This is a genomic window from Candidatus Alcyoniella australis (assembly GCA_030765605.1).
Taxonomy (GTDB): domain Bacteria; phylum Lernaellota; class Lernaellaia; order JAVCCG01; family Alcyoniellaceae; genus Alcyoniella; species Alcyoniella australis.
The window spans coordinates 12,748-34,320 of the sequence record JAVCCG010000098.1 but is presented as its reverse complement, the minus strand read 5'-3'; the positions used below and the strand labels follow the sequence as shown (position 1 = coordinate 34,320).

The window sequence follows — 21,573 nt, the reverse complement described above, 5'->3', positions numbered from 1 at the left end:
TGCTCAGGTCTCGATCAGTGAGCGCACCCGGCATGGAGCGCCCTTTTCCACCACACCCTCGATTAATCGGCAATGCACGCCGTTGACCGCCAGGCAGGCCGCGTGCTGCGCCTGTCCCGAGTCGGAGAAGCTGCACCTGAAAGAACAGTAGAGGTCCGGCTCGATCCCCTGGGTTGCCAGTATCCGCAGTCGTTCGCGGATGCGCGCGATGCTCTCGTCGTCGATTTTCATTGTTGTGATCTTTCATCAAAACTTAGCAATCCGACCTTAACCAGGGCGGGCAGAAGCAGCAAGTCCGCGAGCAGCGCCACGATCAACGTCAATGGCAACAGGGTGCCGAGCATGTTCACGCTTAGGTAGTCCGACAAGGCAAAGGGTGCGAATCCCACGACCAGGATCACTGTCGTGATCACGATCCCGCGGCCGGAGAAATTGAATGTGCTGCGTAGCGCACCCTCCACGTCGTCGTGGCGTTTCCACTCGATGCGCAGCCGCATCAGGAAATGGATCGTGTCGTCCACGCCGATGCCCAGGGCGATCATCATCAGCGCCAGCACGTCGGAGTCGATCTGCTCCCAGGCCAGACCGAGGTAACCGCCGAGTACGGCCAGCGGCAATAGGTTGGGGATCATCGACCACAGCCCCACGCGCCACGAGCGCAGGCCGATGATCATCATCAGTGCGATGGTGAACACGGCGAAGGCCAGGCCGCGGCGCTGTCCGGCGACGATCTCGCCCAGCCATTGGCCGAGCAGAAACAGCATACCCGTGGCCTCCACGTCCGCTTGTTCGCCAAGCATCTGGCGTCCCAGACGCGCGGCCTGCTCGCCGATCTCTTGGGTTGCGCGCACTCCCTCCTCGGGAAGCTGTAGGGTCAGGCGCATTCGGCGACGGTCGAAGTCGATCAGCTGTTCCAGATCGTTGTAGCCCTTGATCTCGAGCAGTTGAAAGTCGTCGGCCAGGGCCGAGCGCGTGCGCGGCAAGTCGCCCGGAGCGCTCTGGCCGTAGTGGATCGCCGCATGCAGCGGCGCGATCAGGTCGACGATTGAGGAGACGCGCGTCACCCCGGGCAGGCGCGCCAAATCGCGTTGATAAGCGGCGACCAGCCCGATCAGCTCGGGGTCGAGCAATCCGTCGATCTCGCCGGAGTCAACGTAGATATCGACCGAGTTGGCCCCGCCGAAGTGTGCGTTGAAATAGCGGGCATCGACGCGCAACGGATGGTCGTAGGTCAGCCGCTTGGCGAAGTCGGTCTCGACGTGCATTCGGGTCATGCCGTAGACCGCGACTAGCCCCAGCAGGGCGAACAGCGCGATCAAGGTGCGCGGACGGGCGGCGGCGAGCTGCGCCGCGCCGTGCAGGAAGCGATCGAGCAGGTCCTGTACGCGACCGGCCGCGCCCCTGCGCCAGGGCTTGGGCTGCGGAATCAGCGAGAACAGGATCGGCACCAAGGTCACTGCGATCAACAGCGCCACGGCCACGCCGAAGCCCAGCACCAGCCCCAGGTGGCGGAAGATCGGCGCGGGCACGATCGACATTGAGACGAAACCAACGAAGGTCGTGGCCGAAGTCATCAGGCAGGCGCGTCCCACGTCGGAGCCGCTGTGCAAGATCGCCTCGGATTTGCTTTTTCCCGCGCCGAGCTCAAGCAGGTAGGCGCTGCACAGGTGGACCACGTCGGAGAAGGCGATGATCATGATCACCATCGGCACCATGCTGGCCAGGATATTTACTCGCGGATCGAGCAACACGGCGAAACCCATGGTCCACAGCGAGGCCAGAGCGGCGACCAGCGAGGTCACCAGCACCGGCCACATGCGCCGGAACATCAGCCACACGGTGAGCAGCAGCAGCACGGCAACCAGCGGCAGCCGCGTGCTGATATTGGCGATGCTCTCGGACACCACCGAGCTGAAGCTCACCGGCGCGCCCAGCGGATGCAGCGACTCGCGCGCGTAGCCCGCGTCGGTAAACGCGGAGAGGATGCGTTGGATCAGCTCCGGCGTTTGTTCCACCGGCCGGTCGTCCTCGGTTTGTAGCTGGACGATCACCGCGTGGTGCGCGCCGTCGTCCGAGACCAGCAGGCCGCCGTAGAACGGATCCTGGGTCAGTTGTTCGATAAGCTGCGGGATCTGTCCGGGATCTTGCTCGGCCAGCGCGGCGTAGTCGCGCACCCAGATGCTCTGGGCATCGCCCTGGACCCGCTGGGCGTCGAGCAGGCTGCGTACCCGCACCACGCCGGGCAGCTCGCGGACCGCGCCGACCGCTCGCCCCAGCCGCTGGCGGCCCGGGCTGCTCAGCGCGTCGTCTTCTTCAATGGCGACCAGCACCACCTCGTCGCTGCCGAACTCGCTTATACGCTCCAGGTAGCGCGCGTAGCCCGGGTGCTCGCCGAGAAACATCTGGCCTATGGACGAGGCAAATACCGCGCGCCGCAGCGATGCCACGGCGGCCAGGCTGATCAGCAGCAGCACTATCAGCGCGACCCAGCGGTGGCGCAGCACGTAGCTGAAACAACGTTCCATAATCAGATGCTTTGAATGATTGCCCCGGTTAAAGGTTCGATAAAAAATAAACAGGCGGGCTCAAACGGCCCGCCTGTAAAAATCCGATTAGCAGCCTTGCTGCTCAGATGCGCTCCACGATCACGGCTTTGCCCATGCCGCCGCCGACGCACAGCGACGCCAGGCCGACGCTCATGTCGCGTCTTGCCATCTCGTAGAGCAGCGAGATGACGATGCGGATGCCGGTGCAGCCCACCGGGTGGCCCAGGGCGACGCCCGAGCCGTTGACGTTGGTGATGTCGCGGTCCAGGCCCAGCAGCTTCTCGCAGGCCAGGTACTGCGCGGCGAACGCCTCGTTGAGCTCGATCAGCTCCATGTCCTTGAGATCCATTCCGGTCTTCTTGAGCACCTTTTGCACTGCGGGCACCGGTCCGTAACCCATCAATTCGGGCTCGACCGCGGCCACGGCATTGCCGATCAGCTTGGCGATCGGTTTGCAACCCAGCTCCTTGGCGCGTTCCGGGCTCATCAAGACCAGTGCCGCGGCGCCGTCGTTGATTCCCGAGGAGTTGCCTGCGGTGACCGTGCCGTCCTTCTTGAACGCGGGCTTGAGCGAGGCCAGTTTCTCGAGGGTCACGCCGCGGCGTGGGTGCTCGTCAGTGTCGACGATCGTGGTCCCTTTGCGCGTAACCACCTCGACCGGCACGATCTCGTCTTTGAAGCGGCCGGCGTCGATCGCAGCGATGGCGCGGGTCTGGCTGGTGTAGGCCAGCTCGTCCTGCTCTTCGCGGCTGATGTTGTGCTTGGTGGCCAGGTTCTCGGCGGTGATGCCCATCATGAAATGGCCCAGCGGGTCGGCCAGACCTTCCATCAGGGCGTCGGTGACCTTCTTGTCCCACATCCGCGCGCCCCAACGCATATCGTAGAGCACGTAGGGCGTACGGCTCATGGCCTCGACACCGGCGATCAGTACGCAGTCGTTCTCTTCGAGCATGATCTGCTGGCCGCCGAAGACCATCGCCTGCATTGAGCTCGAACACTGGCGCTGGATCGTACAACCGGGGACGGTGAAGGGCAGACCGGCCTCGAGGCCGATACAGCGGCCCATGTTCAGCTCATCGGAACGGGCCATACACTGGCCGGCGATTACGTCTTGAAATACGTCGGGTTCCACTCCTGCGCGCTTGATCGCCTCTTTGGCCGCGACTACACCCAGCTCAATGGCGCTCTTATCCTTTAGTACGCCGCCGAAGCTTCCGATGGGCGTACGTGCGGCGCTGACAATCCACACTTCCTTCATTTTGGCGTCTCCTATAGTGGTATCCAGCCCGCATAAATAATGCGGGCCAAGTTGCGGGTCGAGGGAATTTACCAGATCAGCGCGCGGCTAACCAGTCCCCTAAAATTCGATCTGGATTAGATCAGGCCGAGGCCAGGCGTTGGCGGATTTTCAGTGCGCCGCAGTGTAGCCGGGCGAGCAGGCGTTGCGCATCTTTGTCAGAGGTGCGGACGATCCCATCAAGTTGATAGCGTGCAGCTTGGTAATCACCGAGCTTGGAGCGCAGCAGGGCCGCTTGCCAGCGGGTGGGATTGATTGCCGCGTTATCGTCGGAGTTGGCGATGTAGGTCTCGAAGTGCTCGGCTGCGGCACGTAGGTCGCCGCGGTTCATGTAAATCGCGCCCAGTCCCATGTGCGGACAGCGCGGAGGCTTCTGATAGGGGGTCAGCCCGTCGGGCAGGTATTGCGCCGCATCCAGGGCCGCGAGAAACTCCTGCTCGGCCAGCTGCTGGTAGTCCGGGCGCTCGAGGAAGACCTCGCCCAGATAGCGGTGCAGACTGTAGTTGTTGCTGTTTTCGGCGATGCGCAACAACGATTCGACCAACGGATCGTTCAGTTGGTACAAGTCGATATCGTCCACCCCGTCGTTGAGCGCGGGTAGCGCCGGTCCCTTGGCGAGCATCGCCCGCTCTAGTTCGAGCTGATCGGTGAGGATGTTGCCGGCAAGCAAGAGGTTGCAGACCACAACCAGGCATAAGCCGATCAGCCATGCCGACGGTCGCCTGAAAAAGCCGGACAATGCAGCGATAAGGCGGATAAATGGAGCCTTGGCGTACATATGATTACATCTATCCTACATACCTTACGGTAATCGATCCAGCGATCCGGCCCGAACCTTGGTTGCATTGACGAACCTCTTTCAATACTCCAGGTTAGTCGCAAGATGACAAGTGCGATTGCAAATAATCCAGCACCGGATCGCAGTATGAGGTTCGGTTGGTGGATCTACCTGATCCGTGGCAGCTGGCCGCTGCTGGTCCTGGCGATGGCGCTCAAACTGCGACTGTCCGGGTTCTTCCCCGATGGCCAGATCTCCAACGAGCTGTTTTTTTTAGTCGAGCAGCTCGACCTTTACCGTGAGTTGTTTTACGCCCTGCTGCCCGCGGCCGTTGTGGCACTGCTGGTCCCCGGCTCCCGCCGCGACGACTGCGGCTGGTCTTGGCCGATCCTCGCGCTCACATGCTTGGCCGCAGTGGTGGCCGCCGGGCTGATCGTCTCGGCGGTCGAGCTACGGCGTCCGGGCGCGTTCCGGGTTTGGACCTTGGTCTGCGCGGTCTACGTCGGATTCAACCTCTGGGCGGCGCTCTATTTTTACATCGGCGGACGCCTCGGCGAAAAGCTGCGCCGGGCGCTGGTGCGCGGCGTGCTGATCGCCGACCTGTTCGCGCCCACGCTGGTCTGGGCAGCCTATCGCCGTCGGGTCGGGCCGCGGCTGATTCCGTTGCGCGTGCTGCCCGCGTTGCTGCTGCTGGTTGTGCCGTTTTTGCCCTGGATCATCGCGCCCGGGCCGTTCGATCCGCAGACCGCGTTCGGTCCGGCGCTGACGCGTCTGGATCCGCGCGAGTACTACCAGGTGATCATCGACCGTCAGAACGGCGGGCTGATCCTCTCGACCAACAATGACGGGCTGTTTAAAATCGATCAACGTAGCGGCGAGCGGCTGGCCTCCAACTTCGATTTTATGCCCAACATGCAGGGCGTGGGCTATAACGAGCGTCGGGGCCTGGTGGTGCTGTGCAATCTGAACGTAGGACGCACGCTGTTGGTGCGGGCCGCGGACCTGCGAACAGTACGCGATGTGCGCATCGACAACCCCCTGGATCTGGTCGATCGGCCGCCGGGCGGCCATCTATGGCGCACCGCCGTTCGTCCGGACGACGGCTCGCTGATCAGCTACTGCATGCGCTGGCTGGTGCTGCTCAACCCGCAGGCCGACCGGATCGAGGCGACCTACAATGCGAGCATCGCTTATTACGCCCTGGACCCGGCGCGCGACGAGCTGCACCTGTCTCTGTTCGATCCGGGCGCGCTGGTGGCTCTGGACGCGCGCACTCTCACCCAGCGACGCAGAATCGCGATTCCGCCCTTTGCCGACCGTATCGGCTTTGACCCGCAGACCGATCGCGTGCTGGTCGCCCTGCCGTTGCAAGGCCAGGTGCTGGTGGTGGACGCCGCGACCTACGAGACCACGGCGCTGATCGATTCGCTGCCCGGAGTGCGCGCGCTGCACGTTGACGTCCCGGGGCGTCGGCTGCTGCTGGGCGGGTTCGGGCCATACCTCGAGCTGCGCTCGCTGGACGACCTGTCGCTGATCGACCGGATCTACGCGCCGCCTTGGGTCCGTTGGTTCGACGTGGACGACCAGGGACGCAGCGTCTACTTCACCTCCACGCATTGCGGTGTGTTTCGCCTTGATTTCGACCGACTCGGTCCGGGTACGCCCGGACATTGGGCGCGCACCCACGACCCGTTTTTCATGCTCGCCTCCGCTGGCAGCCGGGCCGTCCAGGCGCTGTTCGGCCTGGGCCTGGACTATTGACACTCGTGCCAAGGCGACTGGATTCCAAGCAATCAAGGGAAGGGGTGTGATGCAGGGTTCGACCCCGCAGAAAATCCGCGCCAGCTACCTGGACCAGGCGGTGCTGGCGATGGATTCGCTGTTCGTCGGCCAGATTCACGCGGTGCTCGATCTCGAGGGGCGGATCGACCGCGACCGGCTGGCGCAGGCAATGCGTTTGCTGTGCGACGCCGAGCCGGTGCTCGGCTGCCGCTTTGTCGAGCATTGGGCCGTGCCCTACTGGCAGCGGCTGTCCGATGAGCAGCTCGACGCGGTGCAATTTCTGGCCCAGGGCAAGGCCGAGGACGAGGCGGAGTCAAGAAGTACCTCTATCGGCTGACCGAGATCTATCGTGCGCTGGGCGACGATGCGCACCACCGGCCGCAGCCCAACCGCGGCTCGCGCTCGCTACGCCAGATTTACGACGGCTTCTTGCCGCGCAGCCTGTTTCATCTGTTGCGCAGACACGCTTCGGACCAGCTGCTGGCGCTACGGCCGTACCGCAGCATGACGTTTAAAGTCGGCGAGCAACACAGCGGAGCGCCGCGCTTTGTGATCCATCGTCTGGGACCGCAGCGCGTGCAGGCGTTGCGCGCCTTTGCGGCAAAGCGCAACGCCACGCTCAACGACCTGGCCGTGGCCGGCATGCTGCGCGGACTGGCGCGTTTCAGCGACTGGCAGGGCGACTCGGCCCTGCGCCTGGCCGGCACCGTGGACCTGCGGCGCTACCTGCCCGGCGGACGCGGCGCGGCCCTTTGCAACCTAAGCTCGTTCATGTTTCAGCCCAACCTGGGCTACGAGCTGGGCGAGGACTTCGCGGACACGCTGGACGCGGTCAAGGCGCAGATCGACCCGATCAAGGCCGATATGATCGGCCTGCCGTTCATGCTCGTGGCGTACCTTTTAATGGGGGCTCTGCCGTTTGCCTGGCGGCGGTCGATGGTGCGCCGGATGTTCGGCCGAATGATCAGCTCGGGGAACATGCCTCCGACCATGACCAACATGGGACGCGTGGACCATGAGCTGCTCGGGCTCGACGGGCCGATTGTGATTGCTGCGCACTTACTGTGTCCGCCGGCGGTTCCGCCGGCGTTCGCCTGCGGTCTCTCGGGCTTTCGCGACACGCTGTGTTTCAGCGCGGGGATCTTCGAGTCGGCTGTGTCGGCGGAAAATTTGGCGCGGCTGTTCCAGCTGGTGGATCAAGAGTTGCCCGGGGATTAGCCGGAGTTACTCGAACACGCCGTAGACCGCGCAGTAATTACCATCGTAATGGCAGTCGTGCAGCCGATCTTCGGAGTCGATGCGCACTGACTCGGGATTTACATCGATCAATACGCTGGACCACTGGCCGCCGACTCTACGGAGATGATAAGTAATCCCGGCATCCTTGTAGAAGAGATGCGGCTCCGAGGCGGAATCGAGCTGTAGTCCGACGGCGCGGATGACGAAACAACTCTCATTTTCTACGAGCGTCTGGGATTGCCACTGGCCATCAGCCTTGACCATGTAGATCAGACGACGGACCGCCTCTTTCGCTGCGTCGTTCTGGGCTGAAGCATAGACCAGGTGCAGCACGTCGTCGTGGTCGATTTGCATTGACAGCTCGTTGACTCGGTCGTCTTCCTCAAGGGTCTGGCAGAGCCATTCGCCGTTCGAGTTCTCGGCGTACAGCAGCTTGTCATTACTCCTGAAGGCGACGTGCACCACGCCCTGGGAATCGATCGCCAGCTTGGAGTCGCGGGCGTAGTTGCGGCTAATCAGTTCTCTTTCCCATTGTCCCGAGGCATCAGTGAGCAGGAATAAACCGTACAGTACACCCTTCTCGTTGGAGGGGTATGTGCCGAAGAAGTGATCGTTCTCATCGAACAGCCAGGAGTGCATGCCGGACACATCGCCCGCCTCGGGGATCTGCTCGATCAGCCAGCCTTGGGCAGTTCGCGCCGCGTGCTGCAACGCGCTACGTCCGGAGACGGTATAGAAAATGTGCGGCACGTCGACGTTGTCCAGGCCGATTGAGAACTCGCATTCGTATGTCGTGTCCGGATCGGGTACCTCAATGCGCCACAGGCCGGATTCGTTGGTGGCATAGGCCATGCCCGGCTGCGTCAGCAGACCGGTGCGGCACAAGCAGACATGCGCGACGTTGTTCGAGTTCAGGGCCAGCATCGGCGGCGGGTCGTCACGGACGTAGCCGTTGGGGGGCTCGATCATCTGTGGGTAGAGCAGCGGGTTGATCCCCCAATGCCCGCCCTCCTCATTGCCGAGCTTGATCATCCTCTGGTGCGGTACATCGGCGAACACAACGTTGATCTTGCCCTCGGGGCCCAGGGCCAGGGTGACGTTCAGGCCGAAGAGCAGCACATCGCCAAGCTGGGTGATCCGCCACTCGCCGTCGACCTTGACTGCGTAACGTGGCCCCAGGTGCCAGTGATAGGCGATGTGCAGGTTGTCCTCATCATCGATTTCCAGATCACAGAACGCGCCGCTGAACATTTCGGGATCGACCGTCTCGGTTTCCCATCCTTCGAGGTCGCCCCAGGCATGGCGTAGGCGTGTGCCCAGCAGGTCGGAGTAGGCGATGTGCACCGTGCCGGACGAGTCCAGGGCCAGCGAGGCAAAGGCACCCTCGACGATTCCCGAGTCGACGATGCTGATCGACCACTGGCCGCCTTCGTTGGTGGCGTAACGCAGGGTGTCGCGTACGTCGACCACGAAATAGCCGATATGCACGGTCCCGGCCGATTCGATCGCGATCGACGAGCTTAGGCCGGCGTAGACCTCGTGCCCATCCAAAATCTCCACCGTCCAGTCGCCCATTGCGCCGTGGGCATACTTCAGCTCGCCGTTCGCCAGATCGTTGTAGCTGATATGCACCCCGCCCCCCGAGTCCAGGGCGATCGAAGGCGTGCTGCCCACATTGCCCGAATCGTCCACGACCTGGGTTGACCAACGGTCTTCGCAACGCAGGGCATAGCCCAGCGCCTGGTGCCGTAGGTCGCGGAAGGCGATGTGCAGGCAGCCTTCGCTGTCGAGGGCCAGTGCGGGCCAGCGCGCGTCAAAGGCCACGCGCTCCTTGGCCACCTCGCCGTCTCTCTGGCTGTAAAGGAACAGCACGGTGTCGTGGGCCGCCGCAGTGTAAAGCGTGCCGTCGAGGCCGATTACCGAGGAGATTCCACCCGCTCCCGGATGGTATCCCACGATGCGCTCCCTGAGGAAATAGGGATCGTCGTCCCTGTTGGTAATCGTCGATTTGTCGGGCGATCCGTCAAGAAGGTTCGGGGCGGGGAGTTGACCGGCATCGCAACCGTTTGTCACCATCAGCAGACACAGCACAACAACGACCAATGTCAACGTTGAGGTTGTGATACCCAAACAAGTCTGCCGCAGAGTCACGGTTTGTTTCCCAGTGGTATTCCGGGTCGTGGAGTGGACCAACCCAGTATAGCATAAATATTAATAATGATTTTAATTGCATGTCCTGGCGGCTCGCTGGGTTTGGATCAGTACATCTCGGGCGCGTCGACGATCATTCCCTGGTCGAGGTAGACCACGTTTTGCGCCACGCGACGCACGAACCCGCGCTCGTGGGTGGCGATCACCACGGTCGTGCCCAAGTCGCGGCAGCGCTGGACCAGCAGCTGCTCCAGCTCGCGGCGGAAGTCGCGGTCCAGGGCCACGGTTGGCTCGTCGAGCAGCAGCAGCGGGGTTTCAAGCACCAGGGCGCGGGCCAGGGCCACACGCTGAGCCTCTCCGCCGGACAGCCCGCGGGCCGCGCGCGTGGCGAGTTTTTGCATACCCACCAGCTCCAGTGCTTGGCGCACGCGCTCTTCGCGTTCCTGAGTGCGCAGGCTGCGGCAGCGCAGGCCGTAGGCCACGTTGTCGGCCACGCTGGAGCGGAACAACAGCGGCCGTTGAAAGACCATCGTCATACTGCGCCGCAGCTCGAAACGATCGGACCCGAGATCCGTGGGCCGCCCCAAGATGCGCAGCTCTCCATGCGTCGGGCGCATCAGCAGCGCCGCGATTAGCATCAGCGTGGACTTGCCCGAGCCGTTGGGACCCACCAGCGCGGTCACCTTGCCCTGGGGCACGTCGAGTTCATCGATGCGCAGCGCCGGTTGCTTGCCGTACAGATGCTCGATCTTGCGGACGCTGATCGCCGCTTCGTGCACGGTATTCATCAGCTGCCCTGCTTTCCCAGGCGGCGCGTGGTGAGGTTGATCGTCAGGGCGAAGGCGATCAGCACCACGCCCAGGCCCAGGCCCAGGGCGAACTCGCCCTTGCTGGTCTCCAGGGCGATGGCGGTGGTGATCGTGCGGGTGAAGCCCTTAATGTTGCCGCCGAGCATCATCGAAATTCCGACCTCGCCGATGGCCCGGCCAAAGGCCGCGGTCAGCGCGGCCATAATGCCGAAGCGCGCCTCGTTGACCACGCTGAGCGATGCGCGCGCCGCGCCCGCGCCCAACGTCAGGGCCGTGGCCCGCACGTCGCGGCTCACCGCGGCCAACGCGCTGTGCGAGAAGGTGACGACGATCGGAAAAATCAGCAACGTCTGGCCGATGATGATCCCGGCGGGCGAGAACAGCAGGTTGTGTTCGCCCAGCGGTCCCTGGCGGCTGATGAACACGTAGCAGAACAGCCCGATCACCACCGTGGGCAGTGCGAGCATAGTGTGGAGCACGGAGATCAACGTCTCGCGACCGCGAAAGTCGCGCAGGGCCAGCAGCACTCCGGCGGGCACGCCGGCGCACGAGGCCAGCAGCGTGCTGCACAGCGAGATCCAGAGGCTGGTCCAGACAATGGTCCACAGCTGCGGGTCGCCGGAGAACAGCAGATGCAGGGCCTGAATGACCCCCGTACTCCAATCGTTCATCGTTGCCTTACTTCTGCGCTGCGGCCGTGGGCTTGAACAGCACCTCGTCGTCCACGCGGAAATCGCCGATCAGCTGCTGCGCCGCGGGGCTGGTGATCCAGTCGATCAGCGACTGCGCGCCCTTGGTGTTGACGTGCGGATGCTTGGCCGGATTGACCGCGATGATCGCGTAGGGATTGGCCAGCAGCGGGTCGCCCTCGTTCAGTACGACGATATCGAGCCCTTTCTTGCGCGCCAGGTAGGTGCCGCGGTCGGCGAGAACGTAGCACTTCTTCTCGTCGGCGATCGTCAGGCAGGCGCCCATGCCCTGGCCGGCCTCCATGTACCAATCGCCCTTGGGCTCGATTTCGGCCTTGGCCCAGATCAGCAGCTCTTTTTTATGGGTGCCCGAGTCGTCGCCGCGGCTGATGAACGGCTGGCCGCTCGCGGCGAGCTTGGCGAACGCCTCGGTCACGGACAGGCCCTTGATTCCCGCCGGATCGTCGGCAGGCCCGAGGATGATGAAGTCGTTCTCCATCACGCCCACGCGCTGCACTCCGAATCCCGAATCGACGAATGCTTGTTCGGCCGCCGGGGCATGGACCAGGATCACGTCCACGTCGCCGTTCTCACCGTGGCGGATCGCCTTGCCCGTGCCCACGGCGATCACGTCGACCTTGTAGCCGCTGGCCTTCTCGAACTCGGGCAGCAGGTAGGCCAACAGCCCCGAGTTGTCGGTGCTGGTGGTCGTGGCCAACTTGATCCGCATCTCCTCGGCGCTCGCCACGCACACACCCAGCGCCAGGACAATCGCCAGTACGGCGATGGTCAACGAGTAAACAAGTTTCCGGTTCATATTTTCTCCTTGGTTTTTTTCATTTCTATCGGACGTGTCTCTCGGCTGTCTTGTTGGCTGTTTCGATCTGTGCTACCCAGGGCCGATGCCCAAGGACGAACGTAAACACATCGAGTCGAGCCTGGCCGCCCAGAGCCTGGTCGATCGCCGGGTGATCGCCGGCACCGGCGGCGAGGAGCTGCCGCTGCTGCCAAAGCTTTGGCTGGCGGCGGTGGGCGGCTCGGTGTTCGACGCCGGGGCCGCGCCGCTTAAGGCGTTGGCTGATAAGGCGGCGGAGCTGATAAACGAGCACCAGCTTGCGCTGAGCTGCGGCGGCGGCGTGCGCGAGCGCCACGTGCTGAGCATCGGCCTCGAGCTGGGCTTGCCCGCGGGCGGACTGGCCGCAGTGGCCGGCGGCGCCGCGGAACAAAACGCTCTGATGCTCTGGGCGCTGCTGGCACAACGCGGCGGCGTGCGCCTGCCCAAGGACGAGATCGAGTTGCTGCCGACCTTCCTGGCCCTGGGCAAGCTGCCGATCCTGACCTCGTATCCGCCCTACGAATACTGGGAGTTTCCGCCCGAGCGCGGCAACGTGCCGATGCACGGCTGCGACTGCGGCGCGCTGCTGCTGGCCGAGACCCTGGGATGCAGCCTGCTGCTGCTCAAGGACGTTCCGGCGATCTACGACGCTGATCCGCGACGCAATCCCCAAGCTCAGCCCATCGAGCGGCTGAACGCGGCCGGGCTCGCAGCGCTCGATCAAGGCGACGGACCGCTCGAGCCGCTGTTCGCGCGGATCTTGAAGCGCTGCCGCCGGGTGCGCCAGGTGCGGCTGATCAGCGGCCTGGAGCCCGGGCCCCTGGAGCGCTGTGTGCGCGGCGAGCCCGAGGGCACAGCGCTGGAGCCCGGAGATGCTTAAGCGGGTCGCGTTTAGCGACCGCGTGCTCGCGGCGCAACGATCCGATGCGCCGCTACGGCTGCTGCCCGACGTGACGGTGATCAAGCTCGGCGGACAGAGCATCATCGACCGCGGAGCCGCGGCTGTGTTGCCGCTGATCCAGGTGTTGCGCAACGTGCGCGAGCCGCTAGTGATCTGCACTGGCGGAGGAACCCGCGCCAGGCACGCCTACCATCTGGGCGTGGAACTGGGTCTGCCCACCGGAGTGCTGGCGAGGTTGGGCGCGGCCGTGGCCAAGCAGAACGCGCGCATGGTGCAGATGCTGCTGGCCGACCGAGGCGGAGTTTACGTTCCCGACGAGCTGTTCGAACAGCTCCCGGCCTTTGTTCGCTCGGGCCAGCTTCCGGTGCTGGCCGGCATGCCGCCCTACGGCTATTGGACCACGCCGCCGGCCGCGGGTCGCATTCCCGAATATCGGACCGACGCGGGCAGCTTTCTGACCGCCGAGGCGATCGGCGCGCGGGCGATGATCTACGTCAAGGATGAGGACGGAATGTACGCCACGGACCCCAAGAAGGATCCGAGCGCCGAGTTGTTCGGCGATTTGAGCGTGGACCAGCTGCGGCAAATGGACCTGCCCGACTTGATCGTCGAACGTTGTCTGCTCGATCTGCTGCAAGGCGCGCATTTGCTGCGCGAAGTACGGATCGTCAACGGCCTGCGGCCCGAGCTGCTGGCTCGCGCGCTGGCCGGAGAACAGACGGGCGTGCGGATCTACGCCTAACCCGCGTCCGCAATGCAACGCTCGCCCCTCCATCGGTGATCGGCTTCAGTGATTGAACAGGTCGTCGAAGTATTTATTGGAAATGTCGCGTAGCTCGCTTTGCAGGGTATTGTACTTGTCCAGCAGGGCCAGACCCTCTGCGGTGAGCTGCGAGCCGCCTCTGGATCCCCCGCCGATCTGCGAGTTGATCAGCTTGAGTCCCAGTCGCTCCTCGGTCGTTTTGATTTTGCCCCAGGCCGCGCGGTAGCTCATTTTCAGTGCCTTGGAGGCCTTGTTCAAGGATCCCAGATCTTGCACGGCCTGCAGGATTTTCATCCTGCCGCCGCCGAAGACCACGTGTCCCTTGTCGTCCTCGATCCATACTTTGGTCTTGACTTCCAATTATGCCTCCAATGACATGGTTCTAGCCTAAGGACGCTTCATGGTCAAATACTATCAGTTATTTTCTCGGACCTGTCGCGGGGGTCGATTCGGCCTAGGGAATGATTTGGCTCAACGCCTTGAAGGCCGCGTCGCGCACCTCGGGGTCCCAGTGGCGGCGCAAGGTCTTGAGGGCGGGGGCGGCCGCGCGAGCCTCGGGTCCGATCGAGCCCAAGGCGTTGATCGCGACCAATCGCGCGGGATCTTCGTCGCAGATTGCCAGCTCGATCAGCGGTCGTAGGGCCGGCAGGGAGTACGGTCCCAGACGACCCAGCGCCTGGGCCGCCTCGCCGCGCACCTTGCCCTCGCGGTCAACGAGCAGCCCGGCCAGCTCGGGCACTGCCGGTCGAGCTGCATGCCCCATGTTGCCCAGGGCCCAGGCTGTGTAGCGTCTGATCAGCGGATCTTCGTTACGTAGGCACAGCAGCAGGTGCGGTACGGCTGTTGCGGCTTGGGGGCCGATGGCGCCCAGTTGGCGGCAGGCGGCGATCTTTACATGTTTGTCCTCGTCGGCGAGCGCGTTGATCAACGCTTGCAGCACGTTCTCTTGCCGCGGGTCCAGCCCTCCGAGGCTCCACACGGCGCGCAGCCGCACCACCGGGTCGGGGTCGTTGGCGCGGGCGATCAGCTTGTCCGCCGGGGTCGAGCAGCCGCATAGCAGCAGCGCCAGGATCGCTACGAATAGCGACGCCCTGATCGCGGCGCGGCCAATCCATCTCGCCTCAGGGATCATCGCTGGATTACCGTTTGCTCATGCGCAGGCTCTGGGTTCCGTTGATCTCGATCGGCCATTGCAGCGAATCGGGTTCACCGGGCCTGCCGCGCAGGGTGACCGTTCCGCTGATTTGTTGGCTGAGCTGCGAGTATATCACCAGGCCGCTGGATTCCTGCATCTGCAACGAGCCGCCCTGGGTCCCCTCGAGCTCGTAGCTCAGCCGCGCGCCGGACATCGGCAGCTCGACCTCGCTGGTATCGGGCGTGATCTGCGAACTCAGCTCGATCTGCGAGACCCCATTGCTGCGCTGGACCAGGGTCCAGGTGTTGTGGATCTTCATCGGCGTGTTGCCGCCGACGTCGAACGTCCTGCTCCACGAATCGCCGGGCTCGATCGCGCCCTGGGGGTAGATCTGCATCAGCGGGTTGAGGCTTTCGCGCATGGCCTGGCCGCCGTATTGTCGGGCCAGGGCCTGCTCTACCCTCAGCCGGTCGACCTCGGGAGGCAGGCTCATTTTCCGGGCCATATCCGCAATCAGCTGCTCCATGCCGAAGACCTCGGCGACCTCGCCGCCGGGCTGCAGGACCATGCTGAAACTGTGGCCGGCCAATGTCGCGTAGGCCGCCATCTGCGGGTCGACCAGGCCGTTGGAATTATCGGAGTCATAGGTCAGGCTGCCAGCCGCTCCGACCTGTTGGACCTGTACGCGTTGGTAGAGCACCTTAACAACGGCGTCCTTGTCCGGTCGGATCTGCTCGACCGAAAACAGGTAGCTTAGGCTGATGGTCGAGTCCACATTTTGCGGTCGGCCGCCCATCGCCTGATTGACGTGCTGCTCCGAGGTTTGCTCGACCAGGTACTCGCTGCCCTGCTCAAGGTCGAGGGAGGGCTTGAACCCGCAGCCGAACAACGAGGCCAAAGCCAGGGCCGCGGCGATGCACAGCAGGGCGCGCTTCATCTCTGTCCTCCGGAGCATGATTTAATCCAATGTATCATGTCCAGGCTAGGCCTCGCTGGTGGCGGGGAAGCCGAAGGGCTCGTGCTCAATGGGGAACGGGCCGCGCACCAGGGCCAGGGAATCGTCCAGGGGCGTCACCTGTAGATTCTCGACGCCCATCAGATCCGGCGTGAACTCGAAATCGACCGTCTCGACCTGCGGCCCCCCGATAAACGGGTAGATCGCATCCAGCGACGGAACTTCCGTGCCGATGACGTCGATCAAGCGCAGGGTGCGGCCCTGGATCGTGCTGATCGCGACAACTTTGAGCGGCTCAATGTAATGCAGGCACGTGGGGTAAACAACAGGCGCGTGGAACATCAGCAGCCAGCTTTGGCATTGCACGCCCAGCACGCGGGAGACCGGAGCGCGTTGCTGGGCCAGGTCACGCAGCAGGTCGCGGTCCGCAACGCTTTTCAGGTCCAGCGTTCGCGCGCTTTGCATTGGCGGCGAGAACTTCGGGGCCGGGGCCTGAAACGCGTGCTCGGTCACCCGGCGAAAGCCGAATTGCTGGTAGAATCCGGCACTTGTCTGGTTGGCGAACAGCATCATCAGGCCCTGCGGCGCCGGGTGATCGGCAAAGACCTCGCTGAACAGCGAGCGGATCAGTCCGCGCCTGCGCAGCGGCTCGATGGTCGCCACTGTGCCGATCTGCAGCGCCTCGACAGCCGCACCGTCCACAACCAGGTTCATGGTCGAGGCCGAGACGTTGGCCACGATCTGATCGTCGAGAAAGTATGAATAGGGCCGGTACTCGTCGAATTCATAACCCAGGGCGTTCCACGGGCTGAAATCAAACCCCGGGAAGGCGCGGGCCGCAAAGGCGTTGAGACAGGCGCGGCCGCGCGGCTGGTTGTAGTAGCCGCAACGCAGCTCGAGCTCGCCTGCCAGGCGCTCGCGGGGCAGGGACAGGCATTTTTCCAGACGTTGCTCGAAATTTTTACTTATCATGGCGCATTCCTATCACAGAAAAACGCCCGCGTTCCAGGCAAGAGGCAGGCGGCGCGGGATTGGCTGAAGACCCTGGATGTAAAACCGCTTTTTATCGAGCCGGGCAGCCCCTGGGAGAATGGATACGTGGAGAGCTTCAACGGAAAACTGAGAGACGAATTGCTCAATCGTGAACTGTTTGATACGCTCAAAGAGGCGCAGGTGCTGATCGAAAGGTGGCGGCGGGAATACAATACGGTGCGCCCCCACAGCGCATTGGGCTACCGCCCACCGGCACCGGAATCGATCCTGCCGCCGCTTGTCGGCGACGAGACCTTTGGGGGGTCTCGCATCCAAGCGGCTACCCTGGGACTACCGCAATGAGTGGTACCACTTTCGGGGGAAGGTCAGGCCCGGAAACGCCGAAAAGAGCCCCTATTTCGCGGTAACCCAAGCCATCCTGCTCCAAGACCTTCAACATCTCCTGGGCGCGCTGGAGGCGTTCTAACCGACTGGGTTCAAGGGACTTTGTGATCTTCGGCTTGGCGACGGGTCGCTCGATAAGGAAGGGTTCGATGATGGTCCAGAAGGGTTCAGACAGTGTCCGCCTTCCCTCCCAGGTTAAAGGGGATCATTAATATCAGGCTAGACTCCGCGCTTGAATAGGGGCGCAAAGTTTAATAGTATTTATCAATCTGACCTGTGCTGAGGTTCAGGATGAAGATTAAAATCTGCTGTTGATAAGAAGAGAAATGGGTGACCTCTGAATGTATGCGGAACGAAGCGGTCTGACTGATCGGGAACAGAAAATCTACAAATGGATAAGAGAAACCCTATTCCCAAATTGGGACCCTGACAATCAATGGAGGTTAGCACCGACGTTCGTGGGCGATAATGCTTATGGGCGCTGTGACAGAAAGTGTATGGCAATCAGAGTAAAACCGGGATTAGAACATGATTACCAAGTTCAACACCTTATCATACATGAGATATGTCATGATGTCGCGGATAGTCTGGAAGGGCAACGTAAGCATGATTCGGAATTTCGCTTTCAGTTGATAATGGCGCTAAAACGAGTAAAAGAACTTGAGCCAATTGATGGGATAGACTTGAAGGAATTGGGAAACGCAATGGAGTGGGAGTATCATTCTTCCAGACATGATTATTTTACCGGTAAGGTCACTCCTGAGACCATCGATTACCGGGAAATGCTGGTAAACCAAATAATAAAAGGGCTCTGGGGTCTTTTTGAGAGTGTCGAATCGCATGTGGCCGGAATCAGGTTTGTGTTTGCGAGGCTATCAAAACATTTCGATTCCTGTGTTCAGACGGTACTATGAAGGAAGAGGATCTTTATACATCTTTAACCGGACAAGACTACCAGAGGATATTTGACTCAAACAGAAAATGATCGGGTAGGCTTCAATCAAAGATCGGAATCACTCCTGGCCCTGAGCGCGCTGCAAATGGCGCTTATGCAGCGTTGTCCGTCGTCGGGGCTGCTGCACCACTCGGACCGGGGGAGCCAGTACGCGAGCCGAGCCTATCGGTGTGCGCTGGACGCCGCGGGGATCGTGTGCAGCATGAGCCGCAAGGGCGACTGCTGGGACAATGCGGTGGTCGAGAGCTTCTTCAGCACGCTGCAATCCGAGCTCGAGGACCGCTGTGCATGGCAGACCCGCGAGGCGGCCCGCATTGCGATCCACGAATACATCGAGGTTTTCTATAACCGCAAGCGTAGTCACTCGTACCTGGGCTATCTCAGCCCGGCCGAGTATGAACGCATTGCACAACAGGCTGCCAGCGTGGCAGCTTAGCGAAATACCTGTCCACTAAACCGGGGCAAGGTCAAACCGGAAACTGTCGTACGATGGAACCAAAGGCGCTTCAAGGACTATTGGCGAAAGCTGTCGAACCCGAAAAAGAAAGCGGGCAGACCGACCATTACCAAGGAGCATATCGAATTTATCAAGCACATTTCCGCCGATTACCCGGACTTCAGCGGCAGGCGAATCGCCGGAATGCTGAAAGAGCTTTTCGGTGTTGTGCATGCCCCGAGCACCGTAGACCGATACCGGATCAATAAGTCGAAGCCTCCCCGGGATATCCAGCGATGGAGCACCTTTCTGAAAAACCATGCATCCGCCATCTGGTCCTTCGATTTCTGCGTTCAAGTCACCTTTTTCTTCGCCCAGATTTACATCCTCGTCATCATGGAACTGGAAAGCCGACGGATCGTTTACATTACAGTGACACAACACCCGACCCTGGATTGGTTGAAGCAGCAAATTCGTCAAGCCACCTGGGATGAATCTCCCAAATTTCTTATCCATGATAACGACGGTATCTTTGGTCAGTTGGGGAAGCCTGTTAGGGTCAGATTCAATGGAAAAACCGCTTCCTGCCGCTCTTCGTTGGACTACTGGTTGGTCCATACAATGAATATCCGGGGAATTTCGACTCCATTTGAAGCACCCAACGCGAACGCATATTGCGAACGATTGATCGGTACGCTACGACGGGAATGCCTGGATCACATGCTGATTTTCAATGAGCGGCATCTGATTTGTGTTTTGAGTGAATACCGAGACTTCTACAACCACGAGAGATACCACCAGGGAGTCAAAAGGATTTCCGTGCCAGCCGAGGATATTACCCAAAGCCGGAATCTTGAAGGCAAAGGCGCGCTGGTTTCCCTACCGATCCTGAACGGTCTGCATCACAGCTATCGTTTGGCCGCCTGAAGCTTCCGGCTTTCCTATTCGACAATCCCGATGGCAACCCGGCGATAAAGCCGATGGGCTTCTCTATCACAAACACGCTGTTTTCCATTTTCAATGAACTTATCAAAAACCTTCAGTGTTAATATCTGCTCTTCTCGGACTGGAATCATTATTTCGAAACCCAATTCGATTCGAACAATTTCAAATTTTGCACCAATTCAAGGCCGGATGGAGTTTTCGGTACCCACGCCGGTCGCTGAAATAGCCTGTCTGTCTTTCAAGCTCCTGAAATCAGCCTCTCGATCGTCTTGCCCAGCATCGACGCGGTTTTCTTGTGGGCGCGTTTTGTTTCCTTGTTCCACAGTCGCCCGGCCCTTCTCTCGTTTTCCGGCAGGCATTCCCTCAACTCCGCCACTCTCTCCTTGAACTGGACGACCAGGTTCCACATTGCGTCATTATCTAACAGGTCCCGAGATTCCAGCAGGCGCTCCAGTTCGAAAAGGTGATATCCCAACTGGCCCTTGACTGCCAGAACGGTCTGCTTGCTCATTTCGGAGGCTGAGAGTAGGGGGCCGACGCATACCTTGCACGCTCGGACAAGCTCCTCCACGCGATGTAAATGGCGTATTGTCTCAAGCCAGGGGAGACCGGCGTCGAGCAGCTCCTCCGTGGTGCTGGGCGCGAATTGCGGGCCGTAATGGTATTGCAATGCGATCCGAAAGTGCTTGCGGCTCAGCTTTTGTCCGGGGAACATCACGTGCATGCTCTTCAGAATAAATTTCATCTCCCTGATATTTCCCGGCCATTTATGCATTTGAAGCTCAGATAGAACATCTTTTGGCAAGACAGCGCTGGGATCTTGACAAATTTTCCTCCAGCAATGCTGGGCTAGGTGGGCGATATCCTGGGCATGGTCTCGCAGGGCCGGCGTGCGGATCAGCATCGGCAGTAGGCGGTAATAGAGGTCTTCGCGGAACTCCTTGGCCAGCACCATCCTGAAAAGATCCTGGTTGGTGGCTGCGATGATCCGCACGTCGGATGAACGCTCTTTGGTCGCGCCGATGGGCAGGTATTTGCCGGTGGATAAAAAACGCAGCAGCTTTGTCTGGTGGTCCAGCAAAAGGTCGCCGATCTCGTCGAGGAACACGGTGCCGCCGTTGGCCTTGGTCAAGATGCCGTCCCGTGCGGGCGAGTCATGCCAAATCTTCTCTTGGCCGAAGAGAATCGCCTCAAACAGATAAGGGCTGATTGCGGCGCAGTTCAGGGGAAAAAGCATGTCCTGCCTTTTCCCCCGGCGGCTATAGCCATGGATGATGTTCGCCACGATCTCCTTGCCGGTTCCCGACTCCCCGAGAATCAGCACGGACACGTCGTCCTGGGCCGCGCGCAGCGCCAGCCAGCGCACGGCCTGTGCCTCAATGGAGTTGCCGATGAAGACCTGCGCCAGCTCATCGATCCGCTCTTGATCCTCGGGGTTGACTCCGGCACATTCTCCGAGCATCTGCTCCAGGATGCGGTTTAACGTGGCCTGATCGTCCTCGCCGCCCCTGGCGGCCGCCGCATCTTTGGTCTTGCCCTTTATCACCAGCTCGTTGAAGATCGCTTCCGTGGTGCCGAGAATATAGATCGGCGGGCGCTTGCCGGCTTTTCCCGGCCTGATCTCGTGGACTCTATTTAAGAAGCTCGTCACACCCTGCTCGAGCCTGCCCGAGCTTTTATATTTGCCCTCGATCAGCGGAATTTGCCCGCATCCCTGGAAGCATTTGAACAGGTCCCTGCGCATGGGCGGGCTTTGCTTTCCAAGGTCTGCCACGTAGCCGTGCCTGGTCAATCTGCGAAGCTCTGCCAGGCCGTCCGGATTCACGACATAGAGCGCGGGCGGGTCCGAATTGTTCTCCTCAATTATCCTCATCACCTCGTTCTGACCAAAATCCTCGCACACGACCGGAACTCCGTCGTCGGATCCCGCGACGAATTTCAATGTCCGAACCTTCATTTGCGCCTCCCAATTCACAGCAA

The 21,573-nt window shown here is 61.5% G+C and carries 20 protein-coding genes and 2 pseudogenes; 9 read left to right on the top strand and 13 right to left on the bottom strand.

The annotated features are described in order from the left end of the window. Positions 1-3: 3 nt before the first annotated feature. The 4 genes from P9M14_11315 to P9M14_11300 all read right to left on the bottom strand — a co-directional run bounded on the left by P9M14_11315 (position 4) and on the right by P9M14_11300 (position 4,528). On the bottom strand, positions 4-231 hold the full coding sequence (locus P9M14_11315; GenBank protein ID MDP8256328.1) for a hypothetical protein: 228 nt from the start codon (positions 229-231) through the stop codon (positions 4-6). Then, complete coding sequence (locus tag P9M14_11310; GenBank protein MDP8256327.1) at positions 228-2,525, bottom strand: efflux RND transporter permease subunit; 2,298 nt, start codon at positions 2,523-2,525, stop codon at positions 228-230. The genes P9M14_11315 and P9M14_11310 overlap by 4 nt, the downstream gene beginning before the upstream one ends. A 103-nt stretch (positions 2,526-2,628) precedes the next feature. Next, positions 2,629-3,804 carry a thiolase family protein gene (locus tag P9M14_11305; GenBank protein MDP8256326.1) on the bottom strand — a complete coding sequence of 392 codons (1,176 nt, stop codon included), beginning with the start codon at positions 3,802-3,804 and terminating at the stop codon, positions 2,629-2,631. Between the two features lie 121 nt (positions 3,805-3,925). Then, complete coding sequence (locus P9M14_11300; protein MDP8256325.1) at positions 3,926-4,528, bottom strand: hypothetical protein; 603 nt, start codon at positions 4,526-4,528, stop codon at positions 3,926-3,928. A gap of 240 nt (positions 4,529-4,768) precedes the next feature. Here P9M14_11300 and P9M14_11295 point away from each other — a divergent pair, with 240 nt between their 5' ends. The 3 genes from P9M14_11295 to P9M14_11285 all read left to right on the top strand — a co-directional run bounded on the left by P9M14_11295 (position 4,769) and on the right by P9M14_11285 (position 7,621). Beyond that, entirely contained in the window at positions 4,769-6,382 is a 1,614-nt protein-coding gene (locus tag P9M14_11295; protein ID MDP8256324.1) for a hypothetical protein, read from the top strand. A 49-nt stretch (positions 6,383-6,431) separates the two neighbouring features. Next, positions 6,432-6,740 carry a hypothetical protein gene (locus P9M14_11290; protein MDP8256323.1) on the top strand — a complete coding sequence of 103 codons (309 nt, stop codon included), beginning with the start codon at positions 6,432-6,434 and terminating at the stop codon, positions 6,738-6,740. 92 nt (positions 6,741-6,832) lie between these two features. Further along, positions 6,833-7,621 carry a hypothetical protein gene (locus tag P9M14_11285; GenBank protein MDP8256322.1) on the top strand — a complete coding sequence of 263 codons (789 nt, stop codon included), beginning with the start codon at positions 6,833-6,835 and terminating at the stop codon, positions 7,619-7,621. 6 nt (positions 7,622-7,627) lie between these two features. On the opposite strand, the gene P9M14_11280 is transcribed toward P9M14_11285, so the two are convergent. The 4 genes from P9M14_11280 to P9M14_11265 form a co-directional block, all read right to left on the bottom strand. Then, a complete protein-coding gene (locus tag P9M14_11280) occupies positions 7,628-9,598 on the bottom strand; it encodes a hypothetical protein (protein MDP8256321.1) in 1,971 nt (656 codons plus the stop codon). A gap of 302 nt (positions 9,599-9,900) precedes the next feature. Next, positions 9,901-10,581, bottom strand: coding sequence for an ATP-binding cassette domain-containing protein (locus tag P9M14_11275; GenBank protein MDP8256320.1), 681 nt, complete (start codon positions 10,579-10,581; stop codon positions 9,901-9,903). Further along, positions 10,581-11,273 carry an ABC transporter permease gene (locus P9M14_11270; protein MDP8256319.1) on the bottom strand — a complete coding sequence of 231 codons (693 nt, stop codon included), beginning with the start codon at positions 11,271-11,273 and terminating at the stop codon, positions 10,581-10,583. Before P9M14_11270 ends, P9M14_11275 begins: the two co-directional genes overlap by 1 nt. 7 nt (positions 11,274-11,280) lie before the next feature. Beyond that, positions 11,281-12,108, bottom strand: a complete 828-nt coding sequence (locus tag P9M14_11265) for a substrate-binding domain-containing protein (protein ID MDP8256318.1) — start codon at positions 12,106-12,108, stop codon at positions 11,281-11,283. An 85-nt stretch (positions 12,109-12,193) separates the two neighbouring features. On the opposite strand from P9M14_11265, the gene P9M14_11260 reads away from it, so the two are divergent. Together P9M14_11260 and P9M14_11255 are read left to right on the top strand one after the other, a co-directional pair. Then, complete coding sequence (locus P9M14_11260) at positions 12,194-13,006, top strand: hypothetical protein (protein MDP8256317.1); 813 nt, start codon at positions 12,194-12,196, stop codon at positions 13,004-13,006. Then, entirely contained in the window at positions 12,999-13,769 is a 771-nt protein-coding gene (locus P9M14_11255) for a hypothetical protein (GenBank protein MDP8256316.1), read from the top strand. Before P9M14_11260 ends, P9M14_11255 begins: the two co-directional genes overlap by 8 nt. 45 nt (positions 13,770-13,814) lie before the next feature. Here P9M14_11255 and P9M14_11250 read toward each other — a convergent pair whose 3' ends face one another. The 4 genes from P9M14_11250 to P9M14_11235 all read right to left on the bottom strand — a co-directional run bounded on the left by P9M14_11250 (position 13,815) and on the right by P9M14_11235 (position 16,852). Beyond that, positions 13,815-14,150 carry a LysR family transcriptional regulator gene (locus tag P9M14_11250; protein ID MDP8256315.1) on the bottom strand — a complete coding sequence of 112 codons (336 nt, stop codon included), beginning with the start codon at positions 14,148-14,150 and terminating at the stop codon, positions 13,815-13,817. 94 nt (positions 14,151-14,244) lie between these two features. Further along, positions 14,245-14,922 carry a HEAT repeat domain-containing protein gene (locus P9M14_11245; GenBank protein ID MDP8256314.1) on the bottom strand — a complete coding sequence of 226 codons (678 nt, stop codon included), beginning with the start codon at positions 14,920-14,922 and terminating at the stop codon, positions 14,245-14,247. A 7-nt stretch (positions 14,923-14,929) separates the two neighbouring features. Then, the gene (locus tag P9M14_11240) at positions 14,930-15,862 is read right to left on the bottom strand and encodes a DUF6263 family protein (protein MDP8256313.1); all 933 of its coding nucleotides are present in this window, start codon (positions 15,860-15,862) and stop codon (positions 14,930-14,932) included. A 45-nt stretch (positions 15,863-15,907) separates the two neighbouring features. After that, positions 15,908-16,852, bottom strand: coding sequence for a GNAT family N-acetyltransferase (locus tag P9M14_11235; GenBank protein MDP8256312.1), 945 nt, complete (start codon positions 16,850-16,852; stop codon positions 15,908-15,910). A 48-nt stretch (positions 16,853-16,900) separates the two neighbouring features. On the opposite strand from P9M14_11235, the pseudogene P9M14_11230 reads away from it, so the two are divergent. The 4 genes and pseudogenes from P9M14_11230 (at position 16,901) to P9M14_11215 (ending at position 19,575) form a co-directional block, all read left to right on the top strand. Next, positions 16,901-17,215: pseudogene (locus P9M14_11230) on the top strand (transposase). 539 nt (positions 17,216-17,754) lie between these two features. Beyond that, a complete protein-coding gene (locus P9M14_11225; GenBank protein ID MDP8256311.1) occupies positions 17,755-18,171 on the top strand; it encodes a hypothetical protein in 417 nt (138 codons plus the stop codon). Between the two features lie 105 nt (positions 18,172-18,276). After that, positions 18,277-18,648, top strand: a pseudogene (locus P9M14_11220) (integrase core domain-containing protein). Between the two features lie 204 nt (positions 18,649-18,852). Next, a complete protein-coding gene (locus P9M14_11215) occupies positions 18,853-19,575 on the top strand; it encodes an integrase core domain-containing protein (protein ID MDP8256310.1) in 723 nt (240 codons plus the stop codon). Positions 19,576-19,831: 256 nt separating this feature from the next. On the opposite strand, the gene P9M14_11210 is transcribed toward P9M14_11215, so the two are convergent. Continuing rightward, a complete protein-coding gene (locus P9M14_11210) occupies positions 19,832-21,550 on the bottom strand; it encodes a sigma 54-interacting transcriptional regulator (GenBank protein ID MDP8256309.1) in 1,719 nt (572 codons plus the stop codon). Positions 21,551-21,573 lie beyond the last annotated feature (23 nt).

Excerpts from the sequence above, each read along its gene's own strand:
- P9M14_11315 (MDP8256328.1), bottom strand. The coding sequence starts at position 231 with ATGAAAATCGACGACGAGAGCATCGCGCGCATCCGCGAACGACTGCGG.
- P9M14_11310 (MDP8256327.1), bottom strand. The coding sequence starts at position 2,525 with ATGGAACGTTGTTTCAGCTACGTGCTGCGCCACCGCTGGGTCGCGCTG.
- P9M14_11305 (MDP8256326.1), bottom strand. The coding sequence starts at position 3,804 with ATGAAGGAAGTGTGGATTGTCAGCGCCGCACGTACGCCCATCGGAAGC.
- P9M14_11295 (MDP8256324.1), top strand. The coding sequence starts at position 4,769 with ATGAGGTTCGGTTGGTGGATCTACCTGATCCGTGGCAGCTGGCCGCTG.
- P9M14_11290 (MDP8256323.1), top strand. The coding sequence starts at position 6,432 with ATGCAGGGTTCGACCCCGCAGAAAATCCGCGCCAGCTACCTGGACCAG.
- P9M14_11275 (MDP8256320.1), bottom strand. The coding sequence starts at position 10,581 with ATGAATACCGTGCACGAAGCGGCGATCAGCGTCCGCAAGATCGAGCAT.
- P9M14_11270 (MDP8256319.1), bottom strand. The coding sequence starts at position 11,273 with ATGAACGATTGGAGTACGGGGGTCATTCAGGCCCTGCATCTGCTGTTC.
- P9M14_11265 (MDP8256318.1), bottom strand. The coding sequence starts at position 12,108 with ATGAACCGGAAACTTGTTTACTCGTTGACCATCGCCGTACTGGCGATT.
- P9M14_11260 (MDP8256317.1), top strand. The coding sequence starts at position 12,194 with ATGCCCAAGGACGAACGTAAACACATCGAGTCGAGCCTGGCCGCCCAG.
- P9M14_11255 (MDP8256316.1), top strand. The coding sequence starts at position 12,999 with ATGCTTAAGCGGGTCGCGTTTAGCGACCGCGTGCTCGCGGCGCAACGA.
- P9M14_11245 (MDP8256314.1), bottom strand. The coding sequence starts at position 14,922 with ATGATCCCTGAGGCGAGATGGATTGGCCGCGCCGCGATCAGGGCGTCG.
- P9M14_11240 (MDP8256313.1), bottom strand. The coding sequence starts at position 15,862 with ATGAAGCGCGCCCTGCTGTGCATCGCCGCGGCCCTGGCTTTGGCCTCG.
- P9M14_11235 (MDP8256312.1), bottom strand. The coding sequence starts at position 16,852 with ATGATAAGTAAAAATTTCGAGCAACGTCTGGAAAAATGCCTGTCCCTG.
- P9M14_11225 (MDP8256311.1), top strand. The coding sequence starts at position 17,755 with ATGGCAATCAGAGTAAAACCGGGATTAGAACATGATTACCAAGTTCAA.
- P9M14_11215 (MDP8256310.1), top strand. The coding sequence starts at position 18,853 with ATGCTGAAAGAGCTTTTCGGTGTTGTGCATGCCCCGAGCACCGTAGAC.
- P9M14_11210 (MDP8256309.1), bottom strand. The coding sequence starts at position 21,550 with ATGAAGGTTCGGACATTGAAATTCGTCGCGGGATCCGACGACGGAGTT.